Raw genomic sequence first — 11,372 nt, 5'->3', positions numbered from 1 at the left:
ACGCGTGGCTTGCACCCCAAGCCGAGCTGGCCGTCGCCCCAAACAACCGCGGCCGTCTGCAGATCCCCCCCCCGCCCTGGGTGGGCGATCTGCGGGTAACCAGTCACACACCCTCCCTCGCCTGATCGCGAAGCGTCACCGAGGTGCGAACGCATTGAGTACGGAGCCTGTTGCGGTGCGATACCGAAGGCATCGCACGCGGTGCGTATGGTCATAGAGTGCGCGCCCCTTCGGCCGTACGCATGCTGAAAGGTGTCGCCGAATCCGCCCGCCGGCTGCACGCCGATGGAGCGCCGGATCGGGAGGGACCCGGCAGGAGCGCGACCGGGCCCCCATAGAGGTACGGGGCCGGGCGCGTACGCGCCCGGCCACCCCGAGGGCCCGCCAATCGGAGGAGCCTGGGTCGTCGGGCGCCCGAAGGCGGTTGGCCGGCGAGGGCGAGGCGCTGGGCGCCCTCGGTACGCGGATGTTCACGCGCGAACTCCACGACGGGGAGGGGCGACTGCCGGAGAGCTACTTCCGGGGTTGCTCCGGCGACTGGTCGAGGGCGGCTCTGTCGGGGTAGTCCGAGTCCTCGTGAGCCACCGGGAGGGGCCGGTGGCCTTCGGACCAGTGGTTGACCCAGCCGCAGACGGGACACGCGTAGCGGCCGTCGATGCCGAACACCTCGGTGCCGCAGCGCTTGCAGTCGGTGCGGGTGATCTCTGGGCCGGTCCCGTCGGTGTCGAGGACGGGACCGGGGAGCCGTCCGGTCATGCGCGTGACTGTACCGGTGCGGGGGCCGGGCCGTGCGGGTCCGTCACTGTTCGACGGTCAGCGCCCAGCGGACCGTGGTCGGGGCCGTGATCTGGATGCTCCCTTCCTCGGCCTTCTCCCGGTGCGTGTGGAACTCCGTGGATTCGCCGGTCACTTTGTCGCCGCAGGCCAACCCGAAGCTGAGGCCGAGGGGTGGGACGGACACCGTGAGAGATCCCTTCCCCTGGCAGTTGACGTGGATGCCCAGTTTGCCGGTGCCCACCGGCTTCAGCGGCAGTACGGCGTTGCCCGTGCGCGCGGCGACCCGGACGACGGCCTTGCCGCTGAAGGGCGCGGGGGCCTCGGTGACCGTCTCGCCGTCCGAGTCATGGGCATGCGACACGGCCGGGTTGCTCTTCGGGGGCGCGCTCGGTGCCGACGGCTCTGCTGCTCCGGCATCGATGTCGGTGTCGCTGTCGGAGCAGCCGCCGACACCCCATACCAGCGCGGCGATCACCAGGCCCACGGCGGTGCGGTGAGATCTGATTCCGGTGGCCATTCCCATGTGAGGCTCCCCCCTTCCTGCCCAAGTGGGCAGGTCAGGGCGAAGATAGACCGTTCCGCCGACCCCGCCACAGAGGAATCGGGCGTTCCTGAGCAAGCTTTGAGGTTGTCCGCTTGCTCAGGAGTAGGTCATCGGACAGCCATGGCGCAGCGCGTACTGGGCGGCCCGTCGGTGCAGCGCCACATGGAACGCCGTGTCCAGGTCCGCGGTCCACGGCCCTGGCCGGGCGGCGGCCAGTCTCTCGGCCGCGCCGTCCGTGCGCCACGCCGTCAGGGCGAGGTTGGTACCCGGCGCCGGGATGTCCGATGGCAGGGCTATGGCGGCTGCCAGCCGTTCCATACACGCGAGTATCTGGGGAGCTCCCACGACCACGGTCCTGTCGTCCATGTCGTTCGGGATCGGCAGCACGATCTGCGGGTCGAGGGAGAGTGGCACCAGCAGCGTCCAGTCGCCGACCATGTGGCTCTCGCGCGGTGACAGGTGCTGCTCGCACAACGCGCTGAAACCGTCCATGGACGGGCTCAGCTTCTCCTCGAAGCCCATGGACTCCGGTCCCGGCGCGGGCGCGTAGCGCGGCAGCCCCCGTCGTGCCAACTCGCTGTTCAGAGCCGTCGCGACCTCGGCCCATCCGCCTTCCTGATCGCTGTACCAGGCCTGCGCGCCGAGGTCGTACAGATACATACCCATGGCCGCAATGTAGGGCGGGCCTCTGACATCCGGGCCCGCTCCGGATGTTCGGGATCACCGCCGTACGGGGGAGGCGGCTTCAGGATCCGACGGGGTGTGCCGATGACAGGGATGGCGGGCGGCGACGGACGGACATGAGTCCGCGTTGGCAAACGGGTGAAGCGAAACCGCACGTCAGCGCGATGATCGCGATGTGTGTGCGAGTCGGCTGCGGTGGCGGCTGTTACAAAAATCCAGGCTGTCCAGGGGTGGCGTGAAATAGGCCGTTCGGGTGACTTGGCGGCAAGTGGTAACCGCTTGTTGTTGATTGATCAACGGGTCGATGCAGCGCACAGTGAACCCTCGGTAATAGGCCATTCGAAATTGATGCCGGATGCAGGCGAGAGTTACGGAGATGTCCGGTTTTTGTCATGAGGGCTGATTTGGTGGAAGATGTCGGCGCTCGTCAGTCAGAGTTTGGTTCCTCGGCACCAGCCGGGACCCAGATCCCCCTCAACAGCCCTGAACAGGGCTTTGCGGGCACGTCCTTGAGAGGGCACTCCATGTCTGCTTCTCGTACCACCCGCCGCATCGTCGCCACCGTCCTCGCATCCGGCGCGCTCGTCGCCGCGGCAGCGCTGCCCGCGACGGCCGATGGGCATGACCGCGCCCCCGGAATCGGCGACCTTGCCGACATCGCCCGGCAGCATGACCGGGGCCACGGCGGCCGGGGGCACGACAACGACCGTGACCGTGACCGTGGCCGTGGCCACGACGACCGCCGCTCCCCGATCGTCATCGGCGATGTCCGGCATGACGGCTTCGGCCGTGACAACCGCTCCAACCGCGCCCTGAACTCCGAGTGGGTCGAGGTGAGGAACGTCGGTCGGCACCCGGTGAACCTGCGCGGGTACACCCTCTCCGACCGGGACGGAAACACCTACCGGTTCCGCAACGTGCGCCTCGCGGGGGGTTCGAGCGTCAAGGTCCGCACCGGGCGGGGCTTCGACACCCGGCACGATGTCTACCAGGACCGTCGCCGCCAGATCTGGAACGAGCGTGACACCGCCACGCTCCGCAACGACCACGGCCGGGTCGTGGACGAGGAGTCCTGGGGCCGTGGCCGCCGCTGAAAGCGGGATTCCCGATTCGCCGGATTTCTGAAGCGCTGAACTGCTGGATCACCGAACGCCGGTCCATTCCGCTGAGCTGACCCGCTGAAACCGACGGTCTCGTCGGCCATGGCAAGGGGCGCCCTCGCACAGGGCGCCCCTTTTCCGGCGTCAGGACCCGGGCATCTCGCGGGTGACGGCCATGGAGAGCCGTCGGCCCCCTGTCATGGGCGACGCCCGGCAAGCAGTCGTGCCGCCGACGCGATCGTCGCGCGGGCTTCGCGCTCGCTCAGCCCCGCGCGGACCGCCGCGCCGACGAGGGCGTCCGCGAGACCGTCGCCGATGCCGTTCTCGTAGGCGCGGCAGGCCGCCCAGAACAGCCGGGTGTTCCGCTGGCCCTCGTGGGCCGCCCCGACGAACTGGACCAGACCCTCGCCTCTGGGCGCGCGGTCGCCGCCGGGCGGTGGCGGTGGTGCCGCCTGCCGGCCAAGGCACAGGTCCGTGCGGTGCTCGGGGCGGTGCTCCGGGGGAGCCAGCAGGCGCAGCAGCGGGCGGGGGCAGGGTGCGGGTGGCAGCCAGGCCGATCCGGGCGCGAACCGGTAGGCGCCGTGGGCTGACACCGAACCCGGGCCGACGAGATAGCCACCGCTGCCCCTGATGTCGATCCCGGGTGCGAGCCGTCCCGCCGAGTTCGGTACGACGACATCGGGTGGTCCCGTCAGCCACAGATGGCGGCCCCCGCTGGGCGTCAGCACGGTGGTCGTCTCCGGGATCGTGAACAGGTGCTGGAGCGCCGACTGCCGTAGCGCGCCCATGGCGCCGGGGTCGGTGTCGGTGTCCGCGCCGGTCCCGGTTGCCGGGCTCCTGATGTCGAGGTCGATCCCGATCAGGTGGTGCGGTGGTCGGCCGCAGGCGATTCCGTAGCCCGTGGCCCAAGGCGCGGCGGCGAAGAGCGCCCGTACGGCGGCGGGGTCGGTCGTGGCGTCGTGCACGCCGTGTCCCGGGCGCCCGCACTCGCCGTGGCACGGGAGCGCGGCCCGGGCGGGGTCGTGGCGGTGGGGCGAGGGGATCGCTGGAAGCTTGGCAGGGGACAGCGGAATCACGGGGAGCCCGCGCTCGGCGGCGGAGAGTGCGTGGGCGAGGGCCAAGGTGGTTCTGCGGCGGGCGGTGGTGGCCATGACTTCTATGTTCGTACTGGAGTTCGAATAAGGGAAGGGCGGGTGCGGCCAGGTGTGGATTGGCCGAAACGGCGCCGGAACGCTTCTTCGCTTAAAGGGGGTTTATCGACTTGTCCTCACGCTTGAGGGGGAATCGGGCGCTCCGGGGTGGTTCGCCGGGGATTCGCTGGGCAACTCTGGACTCGCGACGTCGTGCACAACAGCAAACAGCGACCGAGACGCGAACCGGGCGAACGGCCAACTGCCCTGGTCTCGGACGCACTTCGGATTCCGTCTTCGGTCTTCCAACTTGCGACTTACAACTTCCGTCTTCCGTACTTCCGGTCCTGGAGGAAATGACATGGCAAGCACCCGTACCGCCCGTACCGTCGCCGTCCTCGCCGCGCTCCCCCTCGCTGCCGCGCTGTTCACCGGTACCGCAGCCGCGGACAACGGTGCCTTCGCGAACAACGGGTCGAACGCGGCGGTGGCCGGGGTGGTGGGCAGTGGTGTCGGTGGCGACAACCACGGGAACTCGACGACCACCCAGCAGGTGGCCACGGGGAACGGGGCGTCCAACCAGAACCACACCGCGAGTGTGAACGGCTCGGGCTTCACCGCCATCGATCAATCCACGGACAACATCGCGGTGTTCTTCAGCAGGCTCTGGTAGGTCCGGCCCGAGGGGGTGCGACCGGGGGATCGGTTGGGGGCTCGCTGGGGGGCGCTGGGGGTTTCGCCGGGAGGTGGGGGATAGGCCCGGGGGGTGTGGGGGTTTCCGGATAGAGGGGGTCGGCGTGTGAGGGGGTTTGTCTGACGGGAATCGACTGAAGGGTGACGACGACCTGTGTGGCGGTGCGATGGCGCCGGTGCACAGGCCGTCGGTCGTTGCCTTGACAGCCTGAATCCACCGAGTCAATCTGACGGTCAGTCAGAAATGCGGGAAGAAACGCAACCCTTCGGGAGGCCCGCCGCCGTGCACCTCGCACCGACCGCGCGCCAGCAGCGGCTGCGCGCCGAACTCCGCGCGTACTTCCGCGAGCTGATGCCCGACGGGTCACCGCACTCGGATGATCCCTCCGAGCAGCGCCGACTGCTGCGGCGGATCGGTGCCGACGGGCTGCTCGGCCTCGGCTGGCCGGTGGCCTACGGGGGTCAAGGGCGCGGAGCCGACGAGCAGTTCGTGTTCTTCGACGAGGCCTACCGCGCCGGAGCCCCGGTCTCCATGGTCACGCTGAACACCGTCGGCCCGACCCTGATGAAGTACGGCACCGATCAGCAGAAGTCCTTCTTCCTTCCGCGCATCCTGAGCGGTGACATGGTGTTCGCGATCGGCTACAGCGAGCCCGGCGCTGGTACCGACCTCGCCGCCCTGCGTACCCGGGCCGTACGCGAAGCACCTCAGGCACCCGATGCGGCAGACGGCGGCCACTGGCTGATCGACGGGCAGAAGGTCTTCACATCCAACGCGCAGAACGCCGACTGGATCTGGCTGGCCTGCCGCACGGACCCCGACGCCCCCAAGCACCAGGGCATTTCGATCATCCTGGTGCCCACGGACGCGCCCGGTTTCTCGTGGACCCCGATCCGGACGGTCGGTGGGCTGACCACCACAGCCACGTACTACGACGGGATCCGGGTCCCGGCCACCCATCTGGTCGGCGAGGAGAACCACGGCTGGGATCTCATCACCAACCAGCTCAACCATGAGCGTGTCGCCCTCGCCGCCGTCGGTATGCAGGCGGAGGACTTCGCCGCAGCGGCCCTTGACCACGCCTGCCGCACCGATCCGCTGACGGGTGAGCGTCCGATGGACCGGCCGTGGGTGCGCTCCAGGATCGCCGAGGTGCACGCCAGGCTGGCGGCGACCCGCCTGCTCAACTGGCGTCTGGTCGCGGACGTCGGAGCGGACCGGCTGGCCCCGGGCGACGCCAGCGGCGTGAAGTTCGCCGGTACGGAGTCGGCCGTCGAGGTCTACCGGATGTGCCAGGAGGTCGTGGGGGACGCCGCATTGGTGCGCGTCGGTTCCCCGGGCGGCTTCGGAGACGGCGGTGAAGGCGGCGGCGGGGGTTGCGGCGGCGGCGAGCTGGAGCGGATGAACAGGGCCGCGCAGATCAACACCTTCGGGGGCGGGGTGAGCGAGGTGCAGCGGGAACTCGTGGCCACGATGCGGCTCGGCATGCGGAGGGGAAAGCGATGAGCACGGAAGTGGCCGACGAGGCGGAGCCGATCAGCCGCGAGGAGCTGTACGCCCGCCTGAAGACTTACGAGGGCCGTCCCACAGGCGCCCCCGGCTTCGGAAAGGACCTGGTCAACGAGCCCATGATCAGGCACTGGTGTGAGGCGATGGGGGATACGAACCCCGCCTACACCGGCCCGGACGCGATCGCGCCGCCCACGATGCTCCAGGCGTGGACGATGGGCGGGCTCTCGGGGTACGCGGAGCGCTCAGGGGCGTATGACGAACTCTCCGCGCTGCTCGACAGCGCTGGTTGCACCTCGATCGTCGCGACCGACTGCGAACAGGAGTATCTGCGCACCCTGCGGCCCGGCGACCGGATCACCTTCGACTCGGTCATCGAGTCGGTGTCGCCGCGCAAGACGACCAAGCTGGGTGCGGGCCACTTCATCACCACGCGGATGGACATCCGGGTGGACGGCGAGCCCGCCGGCACGCACCGGTTCCGGGTCCTCAAATACGCGCCGGCCACCGCCGGCAGGGCCGCCGAGCGGCAGGCGGCCGAGTCAGCCGAGTCCATCGGGTCCCGTCCGAGCCGTCGCCCCTCGCCTGTGATCAACCGGGACAACGCGGGGTTCTGGGACGGCGTCGCCGACCACCGGCTGCTGATCCAGCGCTGCGCGGACTGCGCCGTGCCGCGCTTCCCCTGGCTGCCGGGCTGCGGCGGCTGCGGCTCACCGCGCTGGGACACGGTGGAGGCGAGCGGCGAGGGCACCGTCTACTCGTATGTGGTGATGCACCACCCGCCGTTCCCCGCCTTCGACCCCCCGTACGCCGTCGGACTGATCGAGCTGGCCGAAGGCGTCCGCATGGTCAGCAACGTGGTCGGCGTCCCCTGCGAGGAGGTCCGGATCGGGATGCGCGTGAGGCTGGACTTCATGAAGGCGGACGAAGCACACGAGCTGCCGGTCTTCCGCCCAGTGGCCGAGGGGTCCGCAGGGGCAGCGGCAGGGGTGGTCTGACATGGACTTCACACCGACCGAGGAGCAGCAGGCGGCCCGCGAGCTGTCCGCGCGGATCTTCGCCGACCTGTCCACCCACGAACGGCTGACCGCGGCCGGAACCGGTACGGACGCCGAGCTGTGGAAGGCGCTGTGCGCGGCCGGGCTGCCCGGGGCCCTGGACGACATCGGGCTGCTCGGACTCGTACTGCTGCTGGAGGAGCAGGGCCGGACCACCGCGCAGGTGCCGCTCGCGGCGAGTTGTGTCTACGGGGTGCTCGCGCTGTCACGGCACGGCACGGCCGAGCAGCGGGCCCGACTGCTGCCGTCGCTGCGGGCCGGGAGCGCGGTCGCCACCGGCGCGTTCCCGCCGCGCGGAACGGAGCGGGCCACCGTGCACGCGACCGTGCGGGCGGCGGGCGACGGGCGGCTCAGCGGCACGGTGGGCTGGGTGCCCTGGCTGCGGGACGCCACCCATGTGCTCGTCCCGGACGCCGAGCGCGTGCTGTGGCTGGTACGGGCGGTGGACACGCGGATCACCGCGGTGGAGACCACGGCCCCCTGGGCCGCGGCCAGGCTCACCCTCGACGGCACCCCGGCCGAGCGGCTCGGTCGCGAGGACTCCGGTGGCCGGGCCTATGAGGACGTGCTCGCTCTCGCCCGTATCGCCTTCGCCGGGCTCCAGGCCGGTGTCTGCGCGGGCTCACTCGCCCGCGCCGTCGCGTACACGTCGGTCCGGGAGCAGTTCGGCCGCCCCCTCGCCACCAAGCAGGCCGTCCAACTCCGCGCGGCGGAGGCGTATATGGACACGGAGGCGATACGGGTCACCGCGTACGAGGCGGCGTGGCGGTACGACGAGGGATTGGCGTACGGCGAGCAGGCGCTGATCGCGGGGTGGTGGGCCTCCGAGGCGGGCAAGCGGGTCGTGCACACGGGCCAGCATCTGCACGGCGGTCTGGGTGCCGACCTCGATCATCCGGTCCACCGGCACTTCCTGTGGGGGCGCCAGTTGGACGCGTATCTGGGCTGCGGAGCCCAACTGCTGGAAGAACTGGGGCTGCTGCTGGCGGGCCCGGAGAAGGAGGCGGTCCGATGAGTGGCGTAGCAAGCGGTGCACCGGGCAGTGCTCCGCGCGTGGGTGATGAGCTGCCCCCGCTGGCCATCCCGCTCACCCGCACCCTGATCGTCGCCGGAGCGATCGCGTCCCGCGACTACCAGGACGTGCACCATGACGCCGAGCTCGCGAGGGCGAAGGGCTCGCCGGACATCTTCATGAACATCCTGACGACCAACGGGCTCGTCGGGAGGTACATCACCGACCATTTCGGCCCCACCGCGGTGCTCCGCAAGGTGGCGATCCGGCTCGGTGCCCCCAACTACCCCGGCGACACCATGACCTTGACCGGCACGGTCACCGAGACCGACCCCGACTCGGGCACCGTACGGGTGCGGGTCATCGGTGCGAACGGCATCGGGCAGCACGTCACCGGCACGGTCACGGTCCAACTGCCCGTATCCATGGTGGAGGTGGGATCGTGAGTGTGCGCGGGGCCGATTCCCTCGGTGGGCGGGCGGCGGTGGCGGGCATCGGGGCCACCGAGTTCTCCAAGGACTCCGGCCGCAGTGAGCTCACCCTCGCGGTGGAGGCCGTACGGGCGGCACTCGACGACGCCGGGCTGTCCCCGGCCGATGTCGACGGGATGGTCAGCTTCACCATGGACACCAGCCCGGAGATCACCGTCGCCCAGGCGGCGGGCATCGGTGAGCTCTCCTTCTTCTCCCGGGTCCACTACGGCGGAGGCGCGGCCTGTGCCACCGTCCAGCAGGCGGCCCTCGCCGTCGCCGCCGGTGTCGCCGAAGTCGTCGTCTGCTACCGGGCGTTCAACGAGCGCTCGGGTCGCAGGTTCGGCTCCGGTGTGCAGCGCCGGGAGCCATCGGCGGAGGGCGCGGCACTCGGCTGGTATCTGCCGTTCGGGCTGCTCACGCCCGCCTCGTGGGTGGCGATGACGGCGCAGCGCTATCTGCACGCGTACGGGCTGACCCCCGAGGCGTTCGGCCATGTCGCCGTGACCGGCCGGCGCCACGCGGCCCGCAACCCCGCCGCGTACTTCCACGGCAAACCGATCACGCTCGCGGACCACGCGGCTTCCCGGTGGATAGTCGAACCCCTGCGTCTCCTTGACTGCTGCCAGGAGACGGACGGCGGCCAGGCGATCGTGGTGACCTCGGTCGAGCGGGCCAGGGACCTGCGCCGGCCGCCGGCCGTGATCGTCGCGGCGGCACAGGGGGCGGGGCGTGCGCAGGAGCAGATGACCAGCTACTACCGGGACGATCTCACCGGTCTGCCGGAGATGGGTGTGGTGGCCCGTCAGCTGTGGCGGACCTCCGGACTCGCACCCGCCGATATGGACGTCGGGATTCTTTATGACCATTTCACCCCGTTTGTGCTGATGCAGTTGGAGGAGTTCGGTTTCTGCAAGCCGGGTGAGGCGGCCGACTTCGTCGCGGCGGACGGGCTTCCCCTCAACACACACGGCGGGCAGCTCGGCGAGGCGTATCTGCACGGCATGAACGGAATCGCGGAAGCCGTCCGCCAGATCCGCGGCACCTCGGTGAACCAGGTGGCGGGCGCCGGGACGGCCCTGGTCACGGCGGGAACCGGAGTGCCGACCTCCGGACTCATCCTGGGGAAGGACGGCTGAGAACGGCCCTGCTCAACGGGTACGAGGGGGGCGGCCGCGGCGGGTTGAGGCCGTGACGGGGGGCTGCTCGACCTGTTCGACCCCCTACCCAGGGGGCTGATGCCCTCCACCTTGGGGAGGTTGAGCTTACGCCGCCCCTACAACCTGAGGGGGATTCGCTTTCGGCACCCTGGGGCGATCCGGGGGCGTACAGCCCGCTCATAGCGTGGAGCCATGACCACGCCAGTCTGCGCGACCGCTTCCAGGGCGGCGACGTACCCGTCCTTCTCATCGTACGTACGGGCGCGGGGGCCCGTACTGCTGCGGACCGCCCGCTCCCTCACGGCGAACCCGTGCGACGCCGAGGACCTCCTCCAGACCGCGCTCACCAAGACGTATGTCGCCTGGGACCGTATAGAGGACCACCGGGCACTCGACGGCTATGTGCGGCGCGCACTCGTCAACACGCGTACGTCGCAGTGGCGCAAGCGCAGGGTCGACGAGTTCGCCTGCGACGACCTGCCCGAACCCCATGCCGTACCCGAGCCGGACCCCGCCGAGCGCCAGGTCCTGCACGATGCGATGTGGCGCGCGATCATGCGGCTCCCGGACCGCCAGCGCGCGATGGTCGTACTGCGGTACTACGAGGACCTCAGCGAGGCCCAGACCGCGGAGGTGCTCGGCGTCTCGGTCGGTACGGTCAAGAGCGCCGTCTCGCGGGCTCTCGGCAAGCTGCGCGACGACCCGGAGCTCGCGCCGGTGCGGTGAGCGGGGTCGGTCGCCGGTCGTCTGGCGTCAGTCGTCCGGCGTTTCGTTCACCTTGCCATTGCAGTGGTGCCAGGTGCACACACCATCCCAGTACTTGCTGCGCATGGTGTTGTGAACCGTGGTGGCCAGATCGGCGAATTCGGCCCGGGTGATGCCCGGGGCTCTGCGACGGGTCTGGGGTGAGTCGACGACTGCCACCGCGGTCACGATGCTGTGGTCGGCCCACACGCAGATCGGGATCCGCATCGGGGCGCTGGATCGCGCCCTCACCGCCGCGAGCCTCAGCAGTTCGGCGTCCTGGCACTTCATCAGGGCGCCGTTGAAGCCCTTCGGGGAGAACGTCTCGCGACTGCCGACCAGTTTGCCCCTGAACCCCGCCGTCCCCGGGTCGACGCCGTGGTCCTGACGGTCATGCCCGCCAGGGGCCGCTGAGGCGTACACCACTCCTCCCGGCGCCAGGGCGACGCCTGCCATGGTCAGTACTTTCCGCCTTGTACTTCCCCACATC

The 11,372-nt window shown here is 70.1% G+C and carries 13 protein-coding genes; 8 read left to right on the top strand and 5 right to left on the bottom strand.

The features are described 5' to 3' along the window. Positions 1–513 precede the first annotated feature (513 nt). From ACFWI9_RS16915 to ACFWI9_RS16905, 3 genes are all read right to left on the bottom strand, one after another. Positions 514–756, bottom strand: coding sequence for a hypothetical protein (locus ACFWI9_RS16915; protein ID WP_387162677.1), 243 nt, complete (start codon positions 754–756; stop codon positions 514–516). A 43-nt stretch (positions 757–799) separates the two neighbouring features. Further along, positions 800–1,300, bottom strand: a complete 501-nt coding sequence (locus tag ACFWI9_RS16910) for a hypothetical protein (RefSeq protein ID WP_387162674.1) — start codon at positions 1,298–1,300, stop codon at positions 800–802. Between the two features lie 117 nt (positions 1,301–1,417). Further along, entirely contained in the window at positions 1,418–1,987 is a 570-nt protein-coding gene (locus ACFWI9_RS16905) for a hypothetical protein (RefSeq protein ID WP_387162672.1), read from the bottom strand. A 542-nt stretch (positions 1,988–2,529) separates the two neighbouring features. Between ACFWI9_RS16905 and ACFWI9_RS16900 the strand changes: the two genes are divergently transcribed. Further along, positions 2,530–3,099 carry a lamin tail domain-containing protein gene (locus ACFWI9_RS16900; protein WP_387162670.1) on the top strand — a complete coding sequence of 190 codons (570 nt, stop codon included), beginning with the start codon at positions 2,530–2,532 and terminating at the stop codon, positions 3,097–3,099. 203 nt (positions 3,100–3,302) lie between these two features. On the opposite strand, the gene ACFWI9_RS16895 is transcribed toward ACFWI9_RS16900, so the two are convergent. Further along, on the bottom strand, positions 3,303–4,256 hold the full coding sequence (locus ACFWI9_RS16895; RefSeq protein WP_387162668.1) for a bifunctional DNA primase/polymerase: 954 nt from the start codon (positions 4,254–4,256) through the stop codon (positions 3,303–3,305). Between the two features lie 340 nt (positions 4,257–4,596). Here ACFWI9_RS16895 and ACFWI9_RS16890 point away from each other — a divergent pair, with 340 nt between their 5' ends. The 7 genes from ACFWI9_RS16890 (at position 4,597) to ACFWI9_RS16860 (ending at position 10,864) form a co-directional block, all read left to right on the top strand. Then, complete coding sequence (locus ACFWI9_RS16890; RefSeq protein ID WP_387162666.1) at positions 4,597–4,908, top strand: hypothetical protein; 312 nt, start codon at positions 4,597–4,599, stop codon at positions 4,906–4,908. A gap of 303 nt (positions 4,909–5,211) precedes the next feature. Then, positions 5,212–6,435 carry an acyl-CoA dehydrogenase family protein gene (locus ACFWI9_RS16885; RefSeq protein ID WP_387162664.1) on the top strand — a complete coding sequence of 408 codons (1,224 nt, stop codon included), beginning with the start codon at positions 5,212–5,214 and terminating at the stop codon, positions 6,433–6,435. After that, positions 6,432–7,436 carry a bifunctional MaoC family dehydratase N-terminal/OB-fold nucleic acid binding domain-containing protein gene (locus ACFWI9_RS16880; RefSeq protein ID WP_387162662.1) on the top strand — a complete coding sequence of 335 codons (1,005 nt, stop codon included), beginning with the start codon at positions 6,432–6,434 and terminating at the stop codon, positions 7,434–7,436. Before ACFWI9_RS16885 ends, ACFWI9_RS16880 begins: the two co-directional genes overlap by 4 nt. A 1-nt stretch (position 7,437) precedes the next feature. Next, positions 7,438–8,511, top strand: coding sequence for an acyl-CoA dehydrogenase family protein (locus ACFWI9_RS16875; protein ID WP_387162659.1), 1,074 nt, complete (start codon positions 7,438–7,440; stop codon positions 8,509–8,511). Beyond that, positions 8,508–8,954, top strand: coding sequence for a MaoC family dehydratase (locus tag ACFWI9_RS16870; RefSeq protein ID WP_387162657.1), 447 nt, complete (start codon positions 8,508–8,510; stop codon positions 8,952–8,954). Before ACFWI9_RS16875 ends, ACFWI9_RS16870 begins: the two co-directional genes overlap by 4 nt. Beyond that, the gene (locus ACFWI9_RS16865) at positions 8,951–10,117 is read left to right on the top strand and encodes a lipid-transfer protein (RefSeq protein WP_387162655.1); all 1,167 of its coding nucleotides are present in this window, start codon (positions 8,951–8,953) and stop codon (positions 10,115–10,117) included. Before ACFWI9_RS16870 ends, ACFWI9_RS16865 begins: the two co-directional genes overlap by 4 nt. Before the next feature lie 213 nt (positions 10,118–10,330). Then, entirely contained in the window at positions 10,331–10,864 is a 534-nt protein-coding gene (locus ACFWI9_RS16860) for a SigE family RNA polymerase sigma factor (protein ID WP_387162653.1), read from the top strand. Between the two features lie 27 nt (positions 10,865–10,891). Here the strand turns inward: ACFWI9_RS16860 and ACFWI9_RS16855 are convergent, their stop codons facing one another. Next, positions 10,892–11,338, bottom strand: coding sequence for a hypothetical protein (locus tag ACFWI9_RS16855; RefSeq protein ID WP_387162651.1), 447 nt, complete (start codon positions 11,336–11,338; stop codon positions 10,892–10,894). Positions 11,339–11,372: the final 34 nt, after the last annotated feature.

The organism is Streptomyces sp. NPDC127084 (assembly GCF_042724175.1).
Classification (GTDB): domain Bacteria; phylum Actinomycetota; class Actinomycetes; order Streptomycetales; family Streptomycetaceae; genus Streptomyces.
Note: the sequence above shows the minus strand (reverse complement) of the source record. Positions and strands in the feature narration are given on the sequence as shown.

Bases quoted from the DNA above. Each gene is read 5' to 3' on its own strand.
- ACFWI9_RS16860 (WP_387162653.1), top strand. From the start codon at position 10,331: ATGACCACGCCAGTCTGCGCGACCGCTTCCAGGGCGGCGACGTACCCG.
- ACFWI9_RS16875 (WP_387162659.1), top strand. From the start codon at position 7,438: ATGGACTTCACACCGACCGAGGAGCAGCAGGCGGCCCGCGAGCTGTCC.
- ACFWI9_RS16910 (WP_387162674.1), bottom strand. From the start codon at position 1,300: ATGGGAATGGCCACCGGAATCAGATCTCACCGCACCGCCGTGGGCCTG.
- ACFWI9_RS16870 (WP_387162657.1), top strand. From the start codon at position 8,508: ATGAGTGGCGTAGCAAGCGGTGCACCGGGCAGTGCTCCGCGCGTGGGT.
- ACFWI9_RS16905 (WP_387162672.1), bottom strand. From the start codon at position 1,987: ATGGGTATGTATCTGTACGACCTCGGCGCGCAGGCCTGGTACAGCGAT.
- ACFWI9_RS16890 (WP_387162666.1), top strand. From the start codon at position 4,597: ATGGCAAGCACCCGTACCGCCCGTACCGTCGCCGTCCTCGCCGCGCTC.
- ACFWI9_RS16895 (WP_387162668.1), bottom strand. From the start codon at position 4,256: ATGGCCACCACCGCCCGCCGCAGAACCACCTTGGCCCTCGCCCACGCA.
- ACFWI9_RS16880 (WP_387162662.1), top strand. From the start codon at position 6,432: ATGAGCACGGAAGTGGCCGACGAGGCGGAGCCGATCAGCCGCGAGGAG.
- ACFWI9_RS16900 (WP_387162670.1), top strand. From the start codon at position 2,530: ATGTCTGCTTCTCGTACCACCCGCCGCATCGTCGCCACCGTCCTCGCA.
- ACFWI9_RS16915 (WP_387162677.1), bottom strand. From the start codon at position 756: ATGACCGGACGGCTCCCCGGTCCCGTCCTCGACACCGACGGGACCGGC.
- ACFWI9_RS16855 (WP_387162651.1), bottom strand. From the start codon at position 11,338: ATGGCAGGCGTCGCCCTGGCGCCGGGAGGAGTGGTGTACGCCTCAGCG.